Origin of the sequence: Caldalkalibacillus uzonensis (assembly GCF_030814135.1) — a bacterium.
In the GTDB taxonomy this organism is placed as follows: domain Bacteria; phylum Bacillota; class Bacilli; order Caldalkalibacillales; family Caldalkalibacillaceae; genus Caldalkalibacillus; species Caldalkalibacillus uzonensis.
On record NZ_JAUSUQ010000005.1, the window covers coordinates 111,758 to 131,751 of the forward strand.

Annotated in this window: 22 protein-coding genes; 18 read left to right on the forward strand and 4 right to left on the reverse strand. The window is 43.9% G+C overall.

What is annotated here, in order from left to right; all coding sequences use genetic code 11:
- Positions 1-86: 86 nt before the first annotated feature.
- From J2S00_RS08180 to J2S00_RS08190, 3 genes are all read left to right on the forward strand, one after another.
- Positions 87-890, forward strand: a complete 804-nt coding sequence (locus tag J2S00_RS08180; protein ID WP_307337957.1) for a Cof-type HAD-IIB family hydrolase — start codon at positions 87-89, stop codon at positions 888-890.
- Between the two features lie 86 nt (positions 891-976).
- Positions 977-1,795, forward strand: a complete 819-nt coding sequence (locus tag J2S00_RS08185; RefSeq protein WP_307337962.1) for a DUF2935 domain-containing protein — start codon at positions 977-979, stop codon at positions 1,793-1,795.
- Between the two features lie 30 nt (positions 1,796-1,825).
- A complete protein-coding gene (locus tag J2S00_RS08190) occupies positions 1,826-2,977 on the forward strand; it encodes an MFS transporter (RefSeq protein ID WP_307337965.1) in 1,152 nt (383 codons plus the stop codon).
- Positions 2,978-3,112: 135 nt separating this feature from the next.
- On the opposite strand, the gene J2S00_RS08195 is transcribed toward J2S00_RS08190, so the two are convergent.
- Both J2S00_RS08195 and cysK read right to left on the reverse strand, forming a co-directional pair.
- Positions 3,113-3,475 (reverse strand): rhodanese-like domain-containing protein, encoded by a 363-nt coding sequence (locus J2S00_RS08195; protein ID WP_307337968.1) that lies wholly within the window; start codon positions 3,473-3,475, stop codon positions 3,113-3,115.
- A 27-nt stretch (positions 3,476-3,502) separates the two neighbouring features.
- Positions 3,503-4,444 carry a cysteine synthase A gene (cysK, locus tag J2S00_RS08200; protein WP_307337971.1) on the reverse strand — a complete coding sequence of 314 codons (942 nt, stop codon included), beginning with the start codon at positions 4,442-4,444 and terminating at the stop codon, positions 3,503-3,505.
- 223 nt (positions 4,445-4,667) lie between these two features.
- Here cysK and J2S00_RS08205 point away from each other — a divergent pair, with 223 nt between their 5' ends.
- The 5 genes from J2S00_RS08205 (at position 4,668) to J2S00_RS08225 (ending at position 7,251) form a co-directional block, all read left to right on the forward strand.
- Positions 4,668-5,303: a hypothetical protein gene (locus J2S00_RS08205; protein ID WP_307337974.1), complete on the forward strand. Its 636-nt coding sequence runs from the start codon at positions 4,668-4,670 to the stop codon at positions 5,301-5,303.
- Between the two features lie 101 nt (positions 5,304-5,404).
- Positions 5,405-6,055, forward strand: a complete 651-nt coding sequence (gene trmB, locus J2S00_RS08210; RefSeq protein WP_307337977.1) for a tRNA (guanosine(46)-N7)-methyltransferase TrmB — start codon at positions 5,405-5,407, stop codon at positions 6,053-6,055.
- A gap of 14 nt (positions 6,056-6,069) precedes the next feature.
- Positions 6,070-6,915: a YtnP family quorum-quenching lactonase gene (locus tag J2S00_RS08215; protein ID WP_307337979.1), complete on the forward strand. Its 846-nt coding sequence runs from the start codon at positions 6,070-6,072 to the stop codon at positions 6,913-6,915.
- Positions 6,916-6,925: 10 nt separating this feature from the next.
- Entirely contained in the window at positions 6,926-7,072 is a 147-nt protein-coding gene (locus J2S00_RS08220) for a hypothetical protein (protein ID WP_307337981.1), read from the forward strand.
- Positions 7,048-7,251: a hypothetical protein gene (locus J2S00_RS08225; protein WP_307337984.1), complete on the forward strand. Its 204-nt coding sequence runs from the start codon at positions 7,048-7,050 to the stop codon at positions 7,249-7,251. Before J2S00_RS08220 ends, J2S00_RS08225 begins: the two co-directional genes overlap by 25 nt.
- A 27-nt stretch (positions 7,252-7,278) precedes the next feature.
- Here J2S00_RS08225 and J2S00_RS08230 read toward each other — a convergent pair whose 3' ends face one another.
- Positions 7,279-8,643 (reverse strand): sigma-54 interaction domain-containing protein, encoded by a 1,365-nt coding sequence (locus J2S00_RS08230; protein ID WP_307337987.1) that lies wholly within the window; start codon positions 8,641-8,643, stop codon positions 7,279-7,281.
- A 195-nt stretch (positions 8,644-8,838) separates the two neighbouring features.
- On the opposite strand from J2S00_RS08230, the gene J2S00_RS08235 reads away from it, so the two are divergent.
- The 7 genes from J2S00_RS08235 to J2S00_RS08265 all read left to right on the forward strand — a co-directional run bounded on the left by J2S00_RS08235 (position 8,839) and on the right by J2S00_RS08265 (position 17,183).
- Positions 8,839-10,269: an NAD-dependent succinate-semialdehyde dehydrogenase gene (locus tag J2S00_RS08235; RefSeq protein WP_307337990.1), complete on the forward strand. Its 1,431-nt coding sequence runs from the start codon at positions 8,839-8,841 to the stop codon at positions 10,267-10,269.
- Between the two features lie 371 nt (positions 10,270-10,640).
- Positions 10,641-11,405: an enoyl-CoA hydratase/isomerase family protein gene (locus J2S00_RS08240; protein ID WP_307338372.1), complete on the forward strand. Its 765-nt coding sequence runs from the start codon at positions 10,641-10,643 to the stop codon at positions 11,403-11,405.
- A 20-nt stretch (positions 11,406-11,425) separates the two neighbouring features.
- Entirely contained in the window at positions 11,426-12,280 is an 855-nt protein-coding gene (locus tag J2S00_RS08245) for a 3-hydroxybutyryl-CoA dehydrogenase (protein ID WP_370875851.1), read from the forward strand.
- Positions 12,281-12,300: 20 nt separating this feature from the next.
- On the forward strand, positions 12,301-13,872 hold the full coding sequence (locus J2S00_RS08250; protein WP_307337995.1) for a long-chain-fatty-acid--CoA ligase: 1,572 nt from the start codon (positions 12,301-12,303) through the stop codon (positions 13,870-13,872).
- Between the two features lie 11 nt (positions 13,873-13,883).
- Positions 13,884-15,020: an acyl-CoA dehydrogenase family protein gene (locus tag J2S00_RS08255; RefSeq protein ID WP_307337998.1), complete on the forward strand. Its 1,137-nt coding sequence runs from the start codon at positions 13,884-13,886 to the stop codon at positions 15,018-15,020.
- A gap of 14 nt (positions 15,021-15,034) precedes the next feature.
- On the forward strand, positions 15,035-15,730 hold the full coding sequence (locus J2S00_RS08260) for an alpha/beta fold hydrolase (RefSeq protein ID WP_307338001.1): 696 nt from the start codon (positions 15,035-15,037) through the stop codon (positions 15,728-15,730).
- Between the two features lie 97 nt (positions 15,731-15,827).
- Complete coding sequence (locus tag J2S00_RS08265; RefSeq protein ID WP_307338004.1) at positions 15,828-17,183, forward strand: hypothetical protein; 1,356 nt, start codon at positions 15,828-15,830, stop codon at positions 17,181-17,183.
- Here the strand turns inward: J2S00_RS08265 and J2S00_RS08270 are convergent.
- On the reverse strand, positions 17,169-17,360 hold the full coding sequence (locus tag J2S00_RS08270; protein WP_307338006.1) for a hypothetical protein: 192 nt from the start codon (positions 17,358-17,360) through the stop codon (positions 17,169-17,171). The two genes, J2S00_RS08265 and J2S00_RS08270, sit on opposite strands and share 15 nt — an antisense overlap.
- Positions 17,361-17,528: 168 nt before the next feature.
- Here J2S00_RS08270 and J2S00_RS08275 point away from each other — a divergent pair, with 168 nt between their 5' ends.
- From J2S00_RS08275 to J2S00_RS08285, 3 genes are all read left to right on the forward strand, one after another.
- Positions 17,529-17,744: a SelT/SelW/SelH family protein gene (locus tag J2S00_RS08275; protein WP_503128583.1), complete on the forward strand. Its 216-nt coding sequence runs from the start codon at positions 17,529-17,531 to the stop codon at positions 17,742-17,744.
- Between the two features lie 204 nt (positions 17,745-17,948).
- Positions 17,949-19,046 carry a 4-hydroxyphenylpyruvate dioxygenase gene (gene hppD, locus J2S00_RS08280; protein ID WP_307338012.1) on the forward strand — a complete coding sequence of 366 codons (1,098 nt, stop codon included), beginning with the start codon at positions 17,949-17,951 and terminating at the stop codon, positions 19,044-19,046.
- Complete coding sequence (locus tag J2S00_RS08285) at positions 19,046-19,990, forward strand: fumarylacetoacetate hydrolase family protein (RefSeq protein WP_307338015.1); 945 nt, start codon at positions 19,046-19,048, stop codon at positions 19,988-19,990. The genes hppD and J2S00_RS08285 overlap by 1 nt, the downstream gene beginning before the upstream one ends.
- Positions 19,991-19,994: the final 4 nt, after the last annotated feature.

Consider the following 19,994-nt stretch of genomic DNA (forward strand, 5'->3'; position numbering starts at 1 on the left):
AAGGGAGCGAACAAGATGACGCTCCCTTTTTTATGGTATAATGATTTTTTAGGGAAAAAGATGGAGTGGAGAAAGGCGGAGGTTCTATGAAAATTAAATTACTGGCCATTGATGTGGACGGCACCTTGCTGCACGATGATCATGGGTTAAGTGAACGTACACAAGAAGCCATTTTTAAGATAAAAGAAAAAGGAGTCAAAGTGGTTCTAGCCACTGGACGGGGGCCCCGCTCCTGTGATCCTTTAATTGAAGTATTACAGCTAACGGACCCTATTATTACCCATAACGGGGCTGTCATTTATAATCCTGTCCACAACACTGCAGAGCAACAAGTGGGCTTTAAGGCTAAAGAGCTTTTGCCTATTGTCAGTTATTGCCGGAGCCGGAACGTTCATTTTGATATCAATACGGCCTTTGATATGTATGTTGAACAGTTAAGAGAAGAGTTTCTTCCGCTTTACAAACAGTTTTTTGTGGAGCCGGTGGTTGTGGATGATATTTGTTCCTTGACTGACCCTATCGTAAAGCTGACACTTACTGATCAGCCGTACCGGCTAGATCAGGTGATGAAGGAGATCATGCCCCGCTTCCCAGACTGGAGTATTATCCGCAGCGGGGAAACGTTTATTGATGTCATTCATCCCCAGGCCACCAAAGCCAATGCATTGCGTTACCTTTTACAGCAATTTAGAATTAGTGCTGATGAGGTGCTGGCTTTTGGTAATTATTACAATGATCTGGAAATGTTACAACTGGCCGGGACAGGGGTTGCGATGGGCAACGCTCCTCGTGAAGTGAAGCAGCTGGCCGATGTCGTTACCCGGACCAACAACGAAGATGGGGTGGCTCATGTCATTGAAAACATGTTGGGGGATAAACTGGTTGTCTGAAGTTCGGCTGACCAAAAGTTCAGCACATGTCACACTTCTGGGCTAAGGCACATAAGCTAACATCGAATCAATGAAGGAAGGTGACTGTGTTGAACTATGCTCATCAAAGTGTGTTTGAACACCGTTTCTGGTTACAGGTGCTTGGAGATCATGCCCGTTTCATCTTTGACACGTTGTCTCCGGGAGAATCTGAGCTTATCAAGCAGGCTCAGTCTTTTATCCATGCTTTTGACTCTCTATTAGCAGAAGCACAGCAGATGGGGGAACAGTCGGCCAATCAGTGGCAGCATTTGGCCTATCGTGTTTATCCATTGACGGAGCAATTTCGAAATTATAAACTGGATTTGATTAGCAGACATTTGGATTGTCAGGTCAAGATTGCGCTTCCACCTAGTTTTATCAACCATATGGTCAATGAACTGGAGGAATATATACGCATCTTGTCTCATCTGATGCGGGGAGAGGTTCCACCAAAGCTGCATCCTGTTCATCATCATCGGCTTTGGCTCCTGGATGCTGCGGGTCATGCCGCCGGGGTGAAAGGTGAGCTGGACCCGGTGGAGTCCAAATGGGTGAAAACAGCAGAGAAGTTTGAGAAAACGTTTAAGGATTTTTATATCAAAGCGCAGGAAATGGCTGGTTTTATCAGAGCCCGGCAGGATCTTTTTCCCTCACTGCAAGCCTTTAACAAGGAGACATCCCTTGAAATCACCTTATTCTATAATTTCTTGGAAGAGTTAAAAGAGATGCGTTTGGATTGCCGCCGGCTGGGCACTTTGATGCCGCTCATGGCCGATCATATGGCCAGGGAAGAGTGCTATTATTTGCTTAAATTACATGAGGTGGATCCGGACAACGTGCAGAAGACCGTATGTGATCCGACCAGGCCTCGCGTGGAAAGTTAATTAAACATCATCAATAGAAAGCGGGTTGTTATGTACGCAGTTCATATCAGCTTCTATTTTTTATTCGTCTTTTTTGGTTTTGGAGCTCTGTTTCCCATGCTGGGGCTTCATTTTGAAGCAGTGGGTCTCAGCGGGGGACAGATTGGCATGCTCATGTCTGTGGCACCCATCGTGGCCATTCTTGTCCAACCCTTGTGGGGTATGATCTGCGACCGGACTCAAAAACCGAAGCAGGTGCTCACTCTGACAACGTTGTTAACGGGGATGGCAGCCCTCCTTTTTTTAGTAACAGAATGGTACTTGATGTTAATTGTGATCGTGGCGCTGTTGTCTTTTTTCCAAAGTGCTATCGTCCCTGTTTCTGACAGCCTGGCCATGAACTATGTTAAGCGGCATGGGGGAGAATATGGTTCGCTCAGGCTGTGGGGGGCTGTGGGCTTTGCCTTTGCCGTGTGGGTGTCGGGGATGATGATTGAATTGACCTCGACCCGCATCATATTTTACATATTTGCCGGGGTACTAGTACTGGCCACCTGGTTTGCCAGCCGCATGCCTGAAGAAGGGCAGAGCTTGCAAGCGGATATCCGCTCTGGCCTGGCTAAGCTGATCAAACTCCCTCAATATGTGATTTTTCTGATGTGCACCTTTCTTATTTTTGGAACGATGAATGCCAACAATTTTTATTTCAGCCTCTATTATCTTTCTATTGGAGGATCGGTTGCAGGGGCAGGGTTGGTCTTTTTGTTCGCCGCTGGCAGTGAGGCGCCGTTTATGAAAATAGCGGGCAAGATGATGCAGCGCTACGGAGTGATGCTGCTCCTGATCGTGGCTGCTGTCCTTTCCGGGGTGCGTTGGCTGCTGTTTTATTTTGAACCGAGCACCTGGGTGGTGCTGGCGGTGTCCATTTTGCAGGGGATTTCGATTGGCTTTTTTATTCCTTGTGCGGTTCACATGGTTCGGGAATTGGCTCCCGACGATGTGAAAGTGACGGCGATGTCCATTTATGCCTCAGTGGGAAATGGCCTAGGGACCATGTTTTGTACATTTGTCGGGGGATTTATCTATGAGTATTTTTCCATCGTCCACACTTATCTTTTTTTCGCTGTGGCCACACTGGTTGGTGTTGGGCTGTTGGTGTTGATCAGGGTCAAATGGTTACATGAACAATCGGGAGCAGTATGAGAGTAAAAAGGGAGCCTGACACAAGGCTTCCTTTTTGTCGGTATACAGGATGTGATTCAATTGTGAGATTAAATCGCAAGGAAACAGAAATTCGGAGATGTCACATCTCCGAATTAAAATTTTTCATTCAAATGATCACCAACGCTGACCTCGGGAGGGCGGAAGATCGGCCGTTTCAAAGGGACCGGGCCAATCCAGCATGCCTTGGGCATAGTTGGCACATTTTTTAAAGCCTTGCTCTTGCAGGAATTTACACACCATATGACTGCGGTTGCCACTGCGGCAAACGACCACATATTCTTTGCTACGATCCAGCTCCTCCTCATAACGCTCAATAAACTCACTGGTGGGCAAAAGTTGAATGCCCGGAATATGACCCGCATTATACTCATGGTTTTCACGAACGTCTAGTAAGACAACGTTTTTGGGTTTGGTTTGAAAGATTTCCATTACTTCTTCCGTATCCAGCTGCATAACACCATCATATTCGTAGCCCAAGGGGGATCCTCCTTTTTTACACAAAGATCATGATTCAAAATCAAACACATCGCTGGACAGGTAACGTTCGCCTGTATCAGGTGCGATACAAACCACTGTTTTACCTTTACCCAAACGCTTGGCGGCTTTAAGTGCCGCAAAAACGGAGGCACCGGAAGAAGGACCAACCAAAATCCCTTCCTTGCGGGCCAGGTCTCTTGTCACTTGGTAAGCTTCCTCATCAGTACACAAAATGATTTCATCATAGACATCCTGGTTAAGGATCTCGGGGATAAATCCCGGGCTGGTACCGACCAGCTTATGCGGACCAGGTTTTCCACCTGATAAGACAGGAGACCCAGAAGGTTCGACAACAAAGACCTTTAAACCAGGATAGTGTGCTTTTAAAATTTCACCCGTGCCAGTAATGGTTCCGCCTGTGCCGGCAGTGGAGACAAAAGCATCCAGGTGTGCAATCCCAACCGAATTCATCTGTTCAATAATCTCCTGGGCAGTCGTTTTGCGGTGCATGTCCGGGTTAGCCTGGTTCTGAAATTGCTGGGGCATGAAACTGTTAGGGATTTTCTCCAGCAGTTCATAGGCTTTTTCAATGGCACCAGGCATTTTTTTCTCACCCGGGGTTAAAACCACTTCAGCCCCGTAAGCTTTGAGCAAATTGATCCGTTCCTGGGTCATGGTATCAGGCATGACCAGAATAGCCTTGTATCCTCTGGCTGCTGCGTTCATGGCAATGCCAATACCTGTATTGCCTGATGTGGGTTCAATAATGGTGGCACCTGGTTTGAGCAGTCCTTGTTTTTCAGCCTCCACGATCATATTAAAAGCAGCCCGGTCTTTGACGCTACCGCTTGGATTAAACATCTCCAATTTAACATAAACGGTTGCATCGTTATTGCCGGTCAGCCTGTTCAAGCGAACCAGAGGTGTATCACCGATCAGTTCTGCAACATTATTCACTACTCGTGTCATGGTTTCACTCCTTAACAGCATCTAATTACAAGTATCTTTATAGGAATTATACCACAAATAAATCAGCATAAAAAGTAAGTTGTTTTGAAACTTTTTAGGCGTGATTTACGTCTAATCCTATAGAAGGAAGATTTTGACCAGAAACAAGCATGTCTATTGTACTTGTAAAAAGCAGGATGTAAAATGGTAGACAAGATTAAGCAATGGAGGGAGGGGAGCGACGATGTATAATCAACAAAAAGTGATGTTGGTCTCAATATGTTGCCTGTTAGCCTTAGCAGGATGCCAATGGTTTGCCGGCGAACCGAACGAGCCTGCCCCTCCGGATGAGAATGGTCATGAGCCCGAACATACACCTGCTCCGTCCCCTCCTGACAAACAAAAGGTTGTCACTTTGGGGCTGGAGGGTCATCAAGAGAAGGTGACCTTGGAGCCCTACGTGACCGATTGGATCGCATTGGAATATGATACACGCTTTGAGGTGACAGCGGAAGAAGATTGGCTGGAGTTTCAGCACCCTGAGGACAAAGCACGTTTTAAGGTCCAGCTTCTGCATGATGAAGTGTTTGTTGCCCAGCAAAGGGATACTGTAGTGGAGCAAGGGTATGAATTGTATCATGCGTTTGAATTGGAAAATGGCGAGGGCTATATCTATTATCTTTATGAGGCCCGTGATCAAATTGAAATCTATCATGTGATTGAAAATGATCAGGCCATCCTGGTTTTGATGCAGTTTGCTGAACCGGTGGCTGATAAATACCAGTTTGTCTTTGACTATATGCTGGACAGTATCACTTTTTCTGGTCAGGCAAATGAATCGTTACAGCCTGCCGGGCCAACTGAACAATCTGTTGAATAGCTTCCTCCTACCTAAGCTTTTGTCTTGGTTTTGCAAGGTGGTCCACCTGTGGTAAACTTAGAATCAAGGCTAAGGGCGAGTGACAGGAGGAAGTTATTTTTATGCGAATGAGAAGAAAACCATGGGCAGAAGAAGAGATCAAAAACAACCCGCATCTCGTCGTTCCTCGTCCGCATGAATGGAAAGGAAAGTGGCATCAGTTTTTCAATAACACCCATCCCATACATATTGAAATTGGCACAGGGAAAGGCCAGTTTATTACCGAAATGGCCAAAGCCCATCCCCAAGTGAATTTTATCGGTATTGAGCTGCAAACAAGCGTCCTGGGTGTTGCCTTGCGCAAACTGATTGCAGCACGGAAAAACAACGAAGTGGAGAATTGCTGCCTGCTCCGTGAAAATGCCAACCAGCTGACCGATTTTTTTGCTCCCGGGGAAGTGGAACGCATTTATCTTAATTTCAGTGATCCGTGGCCAAAGCGCCGCCATACGAAAAGGCGCTTGACTTACCGTACATTTCTGGATCTATACCGAAAAATTTTAACAGAAAAGGGAGAGATTCACCTTAAGACAGATAATGAAAAGTTCTTTGAATTCTCTCTAAACAGCTTTTCAGATTATGGCTGCCGCTTAAAAAATATCACTTTTGATTTGCACAACAGTGACTATATGGGTAACATCATGACGGAGTACGAGGAAAAATTTGCTGCCCAGGGGATGAAAATTTACCGCTGTGAAGCTATCATGCCATAGGGGGAGGAGTTAGCATGGAACAGTTGAAGTTGGGTGATTTGACCTTAACCTGGCTGGATGGAGGTGAATATCACCTTGACGGAGGCGCCATGTTTGGTGTGGTACCTAAACCATTATGGAGTAAGAAATATCCTTGCAATGATAATAATCAAATACAAATGCGGCTTGATCCCATCCTGGTGCAGACAGGGGATTTAAACCTGTTAATTGATTCGGGTATTGGCAACCATAAACTTACCGAGAAACAGAAACGCAATTTTGGAGTGACACAGGAATCTATGGTGGAAGCGTCGCTGGCCGAGCAGGGGCTAAAGCCGGAAGATATTGATTATGTGCTGATGACCCACCTTCATTATGACCATGCCTGTGGCCTGACCAAATGGGAAAGGGAAAAACTGGTTCCTGCCTTTCCCAATGCTAAGCACATTGTCTCTCAGGTGGAATGGGATGAAATGCGGAAGCCCAATATTCGCTCACAGAATACATATTGGAAAATAAATTGGGAGTCGATTCATGATCTGGTTTACCCCTTTCAAAAGGAGCATCAAGTGATTGATGAGATCACCATGCTACATACGGGAGGCCATAGTGCCGGCCACGCTGTGATCTTATTTGAAAGTGAAGGTGAAAAAGGCATTCATTTCGGGGACTTGATGGCGACTTATGCCCATAAAAACCCGCTGTGGGTAATGGCCTATGACGATTACCCCATGGACTCAATTTTCTTTAAGCAAAAATGGGTGCCCAAAGTAATGGAGGAAGAATGGTGGCTTACCTTTTATCATGATAAAGATTACCGGGCTTTGAAGCTGGACAAAGAGGGACAGATCCTGGCTGCAGTAAAGCGAAACAAAGAATAGGAGTATGACTATGGATCATGAAATGCTGCTGTTTCAAACCAGACAAGATTTTATTGATCTGCATCAGGCATTGGCTCGGGGCGAAACGGTTAAGGTAGAGCATTACGACCGCATTGCTAGGGATTACATAAGATGGATGCGGATAATTTTGAACTGATGCTGAGATTTTCGGAGCAGACAGAAAAGATTGAGATGAGTAAGATTTGGAATACTGTTTCTGCTTACATTGCCAAAGTAAAAGAAAAAGTGCAATGGGAAAAGCATAAAGAGGATAAATTAGCCTGGAAAGAAGGAATTTTGTATGTAAATGGATTAGCCATAAACCGAGAGAACTAACACTTCGTTCTCTCGGAATAACTAACATTATTTTATGCCATATTTTTTTAGACGGGTATAAAAGGCTTTTCTGCTGATTCCAAGCTTTTGAATCGCTTCTGATCTGTTCCTGCTTTGTCTGAGTACCTTCTCAAATACATAACGCTCAGTTTGTTCGAGTATATCATTAAGTGGTTGCTCGGATTCCAAAGCCGGTCTGTCAGGTACAGTGGATGATGTGCTTACTACGGGAGCCTCACCACGGATATAGCTGGGGACTTCTGCAGATGTGAGATGAGTTGTTTGGCAAACAACGACCATTCGTTCAAGTACATTAACCAGCTCCCGAACGTTTCCTGGCCAGTTATACCTTTTGAATTGCTCATATACTTCATGATCAATTGTTACATGCTTACAGTATTTTAGGGTTAGCTTGCGTAAAATGTGCTGTACCAGATAGGGGATATCTTCTTTTCGTTCACGCAATGGAGGAATGTGAATAGGAACTACGTTCAGTCGATAGTAGAGGTCTGCACGAAATGAGCCGTTCTGAACCATTTCTCCAAGGTTACGGTTTGTTGCACAGATAATGCGAGCATCTAAAGGATACAACTTTGTACCCCCTATTTTCCAATATACTGATTCTTGAATAACCCTTAACATTTTAGCTTGTGCGTTAAGGGACATTTCACCAACTTCATCCAAAAACAACGTTCCACCATTAGCCAGTTCAAATAAACCCTTTTTACCACCTTTTCGTGAACCAGTAAATGATCCTTCTTCGTAGCCGAATAATTCACTTTCAAGTAATGAGTCTGGAATGGAGGCCATGTTGATCGGAATAAAAGGATTACCTGTTCGATTGCTGGCTTGATGGATGGCCTTTGCTAATACCTCCTTTCCTACACCACTCTCACCGTATAGCATAACTGTTGCATCGGATTGAGCAACCTTTCTTGCTAAGTTTACAACCTCTTTCATCTTTGGCACTTTACTTTCCAATAACGAAAAGCTTTGCTGAATGAGTTGTTCTTCTAACTGGCTTGAGTAACGTTTATACTTGTTAAGTTCTTCTTGCAATTTTTTAATCTCGCTGATATCCTTCATGATTGTTACGACACCTATGACTTCTCCATCCTCGACGAGTGGTGTGATGTTGGCATAAACATCTTTTTTTAGAGAGTATACATAACTATAATCATTAATCCTAGGTTTGCCATCTCGTAGAACATCCAAGATTCTTGCCCGAGGTTCAATCTCACATAGTTTACGTCCTATAAGCTTTTCAGCGGGTACATTAAATTGGTTTGAGTACGCTTGGTTAATATATTTAATCGTGCTATCCTTAGAGATTATAATCACGGGATCGTGTAGTGATTCAAGGATCGATAATACATGTTTTTCTAATTTCAACGCCCATCCTCCTTCCTTCTTCCCCGGTATAGGCCGCAGGTTAGAGAATATAACACCTATTATCAAACTATAATGTAAATGGCAATGTTATTTTAAAAAAAAATTATAACATTTATTTAAATATACTGTTTTTTATAATAGTATGACAATAACTTGACTCTGCTAGCTTGTCAATACGAAAGGGAGGTTATAAAGATGTTGTATATCAATGGAGAGTGGCTGGAAGCAGAAGGAAATCAAACTTTTAAGGTGACTAATCCTGCTAACGGGGAATTTATTGCTCAGGTTGCCAACGGTCAGAAGGGGGATGTGGCCAAAGCTATTGACGCAGCTAACCATGCCTTTAAAGAATGGAAGGCTTTGACCGCTTACCAGCGCGCACAGTACTTGTACAGAGCGTATGAGCTTATGATTGAGAAAAAAGAACACTTGGCCAGAACGATGACCGAAGAGCAAGGCAAGCCATTGAGAGCGGCCCGAAATGAAGTACAATATGGTGCTGATTTCCTGCTCTGGTATGCGGAAGAAGCAAAAAGAATCTATGGTGAAATCATTCCGGCTCCCCGTAAGGAACAACGTTTTTTGGTTCTTTATCAACCAGTTGGCGTGGTCGGTGCTATTACACCCTGGAACTACCCTATCTCCATGATCACTCGCAAAGTAGCACCAGCACTTGCGGCAGGGTGTACGGTTGTTGTTAAACCGGCAGAACAAACCCCACTCTGTGCCATTGAAGTTTTTAAAATTTTTGACAAAGCGGGTATTCCGGCTGGTGTTGTGAATCTAATCCCCTCAAAGGATCCAGTTCCAATTGGAGAAGAACTAATCAATAACCCAAATGTAAAAAAGATTACATTTACAGGTTCAACGGAAGTAGGGAAAATACTGGCGCAAGGCGCCGCTAAACATATGAAGAGAGTATCAATGGAATTAGGGGGACATGCTCCGTTTATTGTTTGTGAAGATGCGGATCCTGTCCATGCTGCCAAAGGAGCCTCTTTGGTCAAATTTTTAAACTCTGGCCAGGCGTGTATCAGTCCGAATCGAATTTTTGTGCACAAAAAACATGTCGAGGCGTTCACAAACGCTTTGGTTGAGCGGGTTAAAAAGATGAAAGTAGGGAACGGAATGAAGGATGGCACCAATATTGGTCCCTTAATTGACCATAAGGCTCTGGAAAAAATGCAGGCTCAAGTGGATGATGCCTTGAGCAAAGGAGCTTTGGTTGCTGCGGGAGGAGGTAGAGTAACAGAGAATGGCTTGGATAAGGGATTCTTTTTTGCGCCTACAGTACTGACTCATGTTAATACAGAAATGCGCATCTACCGTGAAGAAACTTTTGGTCCTATTGCCCCAATTATCCCATTTGAAACAGAAGAAGAAGTGCTTGAAATGGCCAATGACACTCATTATGGATTAGCGGCTTATGTGTATTCTAATCAATTAAGTACATCAATGCGTATGTTTGAGCAACTAAACTTTGGAATCATTGGTATTAACGACATTAATCCTACAGCAGCTGCTGTGCCATTTGGAGGAATGAAAGAAAGTGGTTGGGGCAGAGAGGGAGGCAAAGAAGGTATTTTCGAGTACTTAGAAGCTAAAGCGGGTGGTTTTTCAATTTAACCCCTCTGATCCCCACGGCGACTGTTCCAAAATGTGCAGGTACATTTTTGGAACAGTTTTTTATCATATTTTTCCTATTTTTATAATATGGATGATATAAAAAGTTTATATTTCTCGCAGAAACATAAAAGTTTCCTTTGGAAACGTTTGATTGTTTCCTTTGGAAACAAAATAGTACAAACAGATTCAGAAGGTTGAGCAATTAGCGAAAATTTAACGATTATCAAAGTTGGCATCATTGTTGCTATATAAAAGGTAGAACTTCAGATATTGGGGGTGACTCAGCACAGAACAAACCTTTCAAAATGAGAGAGGATGAATATGGTTTTATCAATTGAATCCTAAAAGATCATGATCTGGGAGGAAGTGTGATGACAAAAGTCAGGTTTGAAAACGAAAATGGCGTTGTAATAATAACGATTGATTCACCACCCGTTAACGTATTGGATAAAGAAGTACTTGCGGAACTGTCAGCTGTCATTGACCAAATTAATGATGAAACAGATGTAGTCATTATTCAGGGAGCTGGAGAGAAAGCCTTTGTCGCCGGAGCAGACATTAAGGAGTTTCCAGAATTAAATCAAGAAACCGGAAAAGCATTATGCTTAGAGGGTCAAGCTATATTTCAAAAATTGGAAGATTTACCCCAGCCGGTCATTGCAGCGATTGATGGTTATGCGCTTGGAGGAGGTTTGGAGTTAGCATTGGCATGTGACTTTCGCATCGCTACAGAACGTTCGAAATTTGGCTTGCCTGAAGTTTCACTGGGAATCATTCCTGGATATGGCGGAACTCAACGGTTACCTAGACTTATAGGAGAAGGCAAGGCAAAGCAAATGATCTTCTCGGGTGAAATCTTTTCTGCTGAGGAGGCATATCGCATCGGCATCATAGAGGAAATTACCCCCAATTCCGCTTTAGAAGGGGCTCAGCGCTGGGCTGAGATCATCAGAAAGAGAGGGCAGTTGGCTGTTCAAAAAGCAAAGCAAGCTATTAACGAAGGGCGTGAGTTGTCCTTAAACGGTGCATTGGCGCTTGAAGCAAGTCTGTTTGGTCAAATTTGTGAAACTAAAGATAAAAATGAAGGTGTGGCAGCGTTTATTGAACGCAGGGAGCCAAATTTTCAGAAAAAATGATGACAGTGTTGTAAGGAGGAATGTTTGTGGTGAAGAAGATTGGGGTTATTGGCTTTGGGACAATGGGCTCAGGCATCGCTCAAGTGTGTGTCGAAAAAGGATATGAGGTTGTAGCGGTTGAGCAACAAGAAGAGTTTTTTGATCGCGGATTAGCTCAGATAAAGAGAAACTGGAAAAGGGCCATTGAGAAGGGGCACTTAACAGAAGAGCAACAAACAGAATACAATAAACGTCTGAATATGACTATCAGTTGGGAAGATTTAAATGATGTTGATTTTGTGATTGAGGCTGTTACTGAAAATATGGAAGTTAAGAAGGATATCTTTAAAAAGATCGATCAGCATATTGCCCCGGAAACAGTGATTGCCTCAAATACATCGGGGCTGAGTATTACTGAAATGGCAAGTGTAACATCAGACCCGGGCAGAGTTTTGGGTGTACATTTTTTTAACCCGGTCCCAGTAATGAAGCTGGTCGAACTGATTCGTGGATATGAAACAAGAGAAGAAATATTTGAAACAGCCAAACAATTTGTTGAATCGTTAGGTAAAGAAGCGATTGATGTGAAAGAATCACCGTTGTTTGCCGTCAATCGCATCCTTGTTCCGATGATTAATGAGGCGATAATTGTTTTACAAGAGGGAATTGCCACTGCAGAAGACATTGATAAAGGAATGAAACTGGGTGCCAACCATCCGATTGGTCCCTTGGCGCTCGCAGATCTTATTGGTTTGGACACACTTTTGTTTGTCCAAGATTCACTCTATGAGGAGACACAAGACTCAAAATATCGGGCAGCTCCTCTACTACGCAAAATGGTTCGGGCAGGGCACTTAGGCCGCAAGACGGGCCAAGGGTTTTATGATTATAGCTAAAAAAACGGGGGTAGATTATCATGACTGCAACGGTGGGTCAAATGATAGAATGGGCCGCTCACAACTATCCTCATAAGACAGGGTTAGTTTATGAGGAGAAGGATCAGCGCTGGACTTTCGCTGAGTTAGATGCAAAAGTCAATCAGTTTGCAATTGCCTTACGTACATTAGGCGTCTGTAAAGGTGATGTGGTCTCAACATTTCTTTACAACACAAGTGAATTTGTCATTGCTTTGTTTGCCTCCGCTAAGATTGGTGCGGTCTTTAACCCTATCAACTATCGTTTATCGGCCAATGAGCTGCTCTTCATTCTGAATGACTGTCATTCTAAAGTCCTGCTTTATGAAGGAAGAGTAAAGGATTGCGTAGAAAAGGTCAAACACCTGGGTTCTAATGTCAAACACTTTATATATGTAGATCATGATACACCGGAAGACACTTTAAATTTTTACAATATACTCGATTCCAGCCCGACTGACCGTCCCCAGGAATATGTGAGTGAGGATGACCCTTATATTATGATGTACACCAGTGGTACAACAGGGAAGCCAAAAGGGGTTGTACATGTTCACAAAAGCATGGTGCATCATAATTTACTGATGATGCAGTGTATGGGCATCAATAAAAATGATGTAGGTCTTTCTGTTGCGCCTCTTAACCATACAGCTGAGTTGCACACGTCTTTCTTGCCCCGCTTACAAGCAGGTGCTACAAATGTACTCCTACCTTATTTTAATGCAGAAAAGGTACTTGCCACTATTGAAAAAGAAAACGTTACCCACATCTTTGCTGCCCCAACAATGGTCAATATGATGTTAAATGTTCCGAACTTTGAAATGTATGATTTATCAACGTTAAGATTGCTGGGGTATGGGGGGGCTTCAATGGCCCCGGCCCTCATTCGAAAGTTTCAGCAAATGGTTGGTGCAGAATTGGTGCAAATGTATGGCACAACGGAGATGGGGCCAGTCATGTCGGTGATGTTTTCAGATGAACATGAAACAAAAGCAGGCTCTGCCGGTAAAACAATTTTGAACCATGAACTAAAAATAGTAAGAGTCAAAAGTGATGAAAGCCCCGCTCATCCTGATGATGAATGTGAGGTTGGTGAAGTCGGAGAGATTATTGTAAGAGGACCTTGTGTGATGAAGGGTTATCATAACCGGCCAGAGGCCAATGAACAAGCACTCGCTTACGGCTGGTATCATACTGGAGATCTGGCTGAATATGATGAAGAAGGATATATTTGGATCAGAGATCGTATGAATCATAAAATTGTGTCTGGAGCTGAAAATATTTACCCAAGAGAGGTAGAAGACGCCTTGATTGAACATCCAGCCGTGTTAGAAGTTGCTGTTGTTGGCAAACCCGATGACAAGTGGGGTGAGATTGTGGTCGCTTTCGTCGTATTGAAGGACGGCAGCCAGGTAAGTGAAGAACAATTAGACCAATTTTTAATCGATGGAGAAAAACTGGCCAAGTTTAAACGTCCTCGACAGTACTATTTTGTCCATGAACTTCCTAAAACGGCAAGTGGAAAAATCCAAAAATTCGTACTTGTGAATAAATTTAAAGTGGAAGAGAAAGCATAGGAGGGACTACGATGGGGTTTGAACTAAGCCAAGAGCAGCGGGTAATTCAAGAGGTGATTCACCGCCTCGCACAGGACAAAATAAAACCTAGAGCGGCCGAAATTGATGAGAAAGGCGAGTATCCCTTTGATGTGAAAGACATGTTGGCTGAACATGGTTTTATTGGTGTCACAATCCCGGAAGAGTACGGCGGTGCAGGTTTAGACTTACTCACCTACTGCCTTATTGTTGAGGAAGTTGCCAGGGTATGTGCCTCATCTTCTCAAGTTGTTACAGTTCAAGAACTTGGCTCATTACCCATTTTAATAGGTGGTTCTGAGGAACTTAAGCAACGCTATCTGCCTGATCTTGTCAGTGGTAAAAAAATTGCTGCCTTCGGATTAACTGAACCCAGTGCAGGATCAGATGTTAAAAGTATGAAGACAAGGGCAGAGCTTAAAGGAGACCATTATGTTATTAATGGCCAAAAATGTTTCATAAGCAATGGTGGTGTTGCCGACGTTTACAGTTTGTTTGCTAAAACCGACAAGGGAATTACTGCCTATGTGATAGAGAAAAATGCACCAGGATTTATAATTGGAAAATTAGAGAAAAAAATGGGGATTAAGGGTTCCCCGACGGCAGAAATCATTCTGGATAATTGCGAAGTACCTGTGGAAAATCGTATCGGGCAGGAGGGTGAGGGCTGGCTGATCGCGATGAAAACACTTGATAAGACCCGACCGGGTATTGGTGCTCAAGCATTAGGGATTGCCCAAGGAGCACTCGATGTCTGTTTAGGATATGTTCAGGAACGTGAACAGTTTGGAAGACCTATTGGTTCGTTTCAAGCAATTCAGTTTATGTTGGCTGACATGGCTACGCAGATCGAGGCAGCCCGCGGGCTGGTTTACAGAGCCGCCACAATGGTCAATAAGCTGGACTTTGACAAGAAAAACAAAGAAATCATAAAGATGGCCTCTATGGCTAAAGTGTTTGCGTCTGATGTGGCCATGAAGGTAACGACAGATGCTGTTCAAATATTTGGTGGATATGGTTACATTCAAGACTTCCCTGTAGAGCGGATGATGCGGGATGCCAAAATTACTCAAATTTACGAAGGGACCAACCAAATTCAACGGATCATAATAAATCGGTCGCTTTTTTAGAAGGAGAGATGGCCATGACTATTAATTCACCTGAGTTCCTATTTATACATGGTGCGGGAGGCACAAGCAGTAAGTGGAGAAAACAAAAAGAGCGCCTGGAGCTGGTTTCTGCCCGCTATATCGACTTGCCTGGACATGGAAATAATAAGGCCGCTATTCCTGTGACAATAGAAAGCTATGCTGAGTGGATTAATCAAACACTTGAAGATGATGTTATCGTCGTCGGACATTCAATGGGAGGTTTAATAGGATTAGAATTGGCTGCTAGGAGTCAAAGGGTTAAAGGGCTCATTCTTGTAGCCAGTCATTACCGTTTACCTGTCCATCCCAAAATATTGCAGCAACTTTCGGAAGGTATCTTGCCTGATTCTTTCTTCTATGCTTCTTATGCCGGAGACGTTGACCCAATGCTGATTGAGGAGGAGAAAAAAGAGAGAAATATGGTTCCGGTCAACGTAGTTAAAGCAGATCTGAAGGCTTGCGATCAATACCAGAGAGGTAAATCGGTGGTTCAATCAGTAGAGATCCCCATTCTGGCGATTTACGGTGAAGAAGATAAGCTGCTGCCCAAAGATGCCATGGAGAAGTTAATAGCTTTAAATGACTCTATCAAGGCAATTGTTTTAGAAGGTGCAGGACATTATGTCATGTTGGAAAATGCAGATACATTTACAGATGAGATTTTAAGATTCAGACAGGAAGTTGAATGACTTTCATTTAACAGCTCTATTCTTGTCACGAGGCTCAACGTATATAAAATATTATTTATTTTTACAATAGTAAATAAAGAGGAGGGTGGCGGTAATTATGGCTTTGTATTTTGGTAAAAAAAGGGAATATGGGAGTGAACAACCCTATATTCTTGGCCCGCTGAAGCTGAGATTGCCTTCTATACATTATGGAATGGAATTTCCAGATTGGATTCAGGGCGCCATTCTTTGTGTGGTGCCGATGTCAATTACTGCGATTATGATGGACTCTTTAGGGATTCCATTTGAATTGGCAATTGCTTTTGTGATTATTAATAATTTTTTGTATCTTTTACACACGCATTTTGGGGACCCTTCTATAGCAGGTTGGATTACGGCAGGTATACCATTATATGTAAGTTTCTTAGCAGGTTTTCCCGAAGGGGATGCCCGTATCCAAGCCTTGATCGCTCTGCAACTAATGGTTGCTTTTATATTCCTCTTTATGGGACTCTTTAAAGGTGCAGACACGCTGGTGAAGAAAGTTCCTGTATCATTAAAGGCTGGTATCCTTCTTGGTGCAGGTATGGCTGCAGTGTATGGTCAGTTTGCAGAGGGTGGCAGAGTGTGGAGTATGCCGATTACAATCTTAACAGGTGCAGCACTTGGGTTTTTTATGATGTTCTCAAAAACAGCTGCCCCATTGCGGGAAAAATATGGTTTTTTTCGCTATATAGCTCAATTCGGGATTGCCGTACCATTTTTCATTGCATATATGTTTGGAATCATGATCGGTGAGGTGACCCCGCCAAGAATAGACTGGAGTTTTGTTTCGCTGCCCCTGGGAGAAATTTTTGCCACTTATAGTATATTTGCTGTTGGTATGCCACCTGTTGAGTATTTTGTTCAAGCATTTCCTTTGGCGTTAGCAGCCTATATCATTGCGTTTGGTGATATTCTCGTAGTTAATTCGCTCTTGAAAAATGCTGATGAAGTACGCAAGGATGAAAAGCTTGTTTTTAGTCCTAACCGTAATAGCATCATTTGCTCCATTCGTAACTTTTTCATGGGTTCGTTTATGCCATTCTTGGGATTGTGTGGCCCACAGTGGACAGGAGGTCAAGTTTTGGTTTTAAATCGTTATATGCACAATAGTAGAGAACAAGTAGATAGTTATTGGGGTGGTGCAACCGGCTTATTCTGGGGCATGAGCATCGCTTTGATGATTGGGCCAATTGTTACCCTCTTTCAACCAGGTGTAAATATTGGTATGACATTAACCATGTTGATTCAGGGCTATATTTGTGGCTACTTGGCTATGACCATGCTCAAGACTGAAGGCAACTTGCAAAAAGGAATTGCAGCGATTACTGGAGCAGTACTAGCAAGTAAAGGAGCGAGTTGGGGATTAGGTGTCGGGATTGTCTTATTCTTGCTGCTTGAAAGAAACTGGGTTAATCTAGGAAGAGGATGACTGTTTTTTCTCATCCGCCTCTTTTTTCAGCACCCGCGCCCGGAAGGCAAAGATGCGCTTAAGCAGCCAGATAAACAGGCCAAACCGTGAGGCCAAAACAACAGCTATTAACTGAATGCACAGCATGATGAAAGCTATGGTTAAGATTTTCAGTAAGTTTTGTGCCAACCAAGCCATAAAACACGCCCCCCTAGTATGACAGTATGAACTGAAACCAATCTTTGTATGCACGATATTTGTTTTAGACAGCCGAACGAGTTATAATAAAAAAACAAGCAATTAAGGGAGGCAGTGAGAATGAGTAAGAAAAAATTGTCAATTGAGTTTTGTATGATGTGAAATTTTCTGCCTAAAGCCGTCAGTTTGACGGAGGAATTAATGGAGAACTTTAAGGGCCAAATTGAAAGTATTACCTTGATCCCTTCCGGCGGTGGCGTGTTTGAAGTGGATGTGGAAGGCAGCCGGGTCTTTTCCAAGAAAGAAACGGACCGTTTCCCTGAAAAAGATGAGGTTAGTAAAATTATTGAGGACAAAAATTTAATGCAACGTGTGGAAGAGTAGATACATCTCAGACAGGCAAACCCTATTTTTGTCACGGGTTTGTCTATTTTTTTGTGCGAGAGGTGACTGTCCATTTGGGAGTCCCTGCTTTTTCTCTAGTTGTTTACAGCTGAAGAGCGTTAATGCATGTGCTTGCACGGAATGGCCGTTTTTCTTTACAATAGTATTGTAAAAGTTTTGAAAATTAATGCATGTCCAGGAGGAATGCCTGTGCGCGATTTTTTTCCAATCAAGCGCATTGATTATGTGGAGCTGTATGTGAGCAATGCCAAACAGGCTATGCATTATTTTATGAAGGGGTACGGCTTTAAGCCGGTCGCTTATTCGGGACTAGAGACCAATAACAGAGAGACCACATCCTATGTGTTAAAGCAAAAAAATATCACCTTAGTTGTTTCATCAGCTTTGTCTCCTGACCACCCCATCGCAGACTATGTCAAACAGCACGGGGATGGGGTAAAGGATATTGCTTTAACTGTGGACAATGTTGAAAGCGCTTACCAAGAGGGGGTCAAACGGGGAGGTATAGGCATTCAGGAGCCACAGACGGTGGAGGACGAGCATGGCACTTATAAGCGGGCAGTGATCGGTACGTATGGGGACGTGGTGCACTCGCTGATTCAACGGGAACAGTATCAAGGCGTGTTTGCACCCGGTTTTGAACGATATGAGAATGATTATGACGTTCAGTCCAGCGGTTTATTGGGGATTGATCATATTGTGGGCAATGTGGAACTAAATAAGATGGAGGAATGGGTGCGTTATTACAAACGGGTGTTTGGTTTTGAACAATTGGTTCATTTTGATGATGAAGCCATTAGCACCGAGTATTCGGCCTTAATGTCCAAAGTGATGCAAGATGGCTCCGGGCGGATCAAGTTCCCCATTAATGAGCCTGCTGAAGGTAAACGCAAGTCCCAAATCCAAGAATATCTCGATTTTCACTACGGACCGGGTGTGCAGCATATGGCCCTGACCACCCCCAACATTATTGAGACAGTGACAAAGCTGAGAGCGGCGGGTATTGATTTTCTGCAGGTGCCGGATACGTATTACGATGATTTGAAAGACAGGGTGGGGGAGATTGATGAAGAAGTGGAGCAGCTGAGGAAGCTGGGAATTCTGGTAGACCGGGATGAGGAAGGGTATTTGCTGCAGTTGTTTACCAAGCCCATAGTGGACCGGCCCACCTTGTTCATTGAGATTATTCAGCGCAAAGGCAGCCGCGGATTTGGTGTGGGCAACTTTAAAGCATTATTTGAGGCCATCGAAAGAGAACAGGCCAAGAGAGGGAACCTATAATGAAATTTCTGGCTTATGAGCACCCCAGGCTGGCGGAGGTGCGGGCTGGGGTGCTGCTGCATCATCACGTGGTGGATCTCTCTTTTTTGCTTGAGCTGACTGAGCCTCAAGCAGCGCCCCCGTCTAAACTGCTAGACTATTTGCAAAACTATGAGTCCTGGAAAGACCGTTGTTATGAGGCTTATCGCCTGTTGAGCAACAAATGGGAGCTGGCTGATGAACAATGGGTCTTTCCTTCTGAGACAGCCAGGCTGAAGGCCCCTTTGCCCAGGCCGGCCAGTGTGCGTGATTTTTACGCTTTTGAAGCACATGTCAAAACGTGCCGCCAGAAGCGGGGGTTGTCCATGGTGGAGGAATGGTATCAATTTCCGGTGTTCTACTTCAGTAATCACCAGGCGATTATCGGACCCTATGAGACTGTTTCTTTTCCTCACGAGTCGGCCCGCTGGGACTTTGAGTTGGAAGTGGCCGTGATCATCGGCCGCAAAGGGCGCAATATTCCCAGGTCGGAAGCGTTTCATTATATCTTTGGTTTAACAATGATGAACGACTGGAGCGCCAGGGATATTCAGGCTCAAGAGGTAAAAGTAGGTTTAGGGCCGGCCAAAGGCAAAGATTTTGCTACCTCACTGGGGCCTTTTGTGGTTACTGCGGAAGAATGGTGGGATAAAAAGGACGGGGAAACACTTGATCTCACCATGGAAGCTTACCGCAATGGCCAGCGAATGACCAAGGGGAACTTAAAGGAACTGTATTTTTCCATTCCGCAGCTGATTGAGCGTGCTTCCCAAGATTGTACATTGTATCCCGGTGATGTCCTGGGGACAGGTACCGTAGGCGGAGGTTGCCTATTAGAACAGGACAATCCAGAATGGCTCAAGCCGGGCGATGAAATCAGTCTCAGGGTTGAACGGCTGGGTGTTCTGACCAATACGGTTGGCTGAGAAA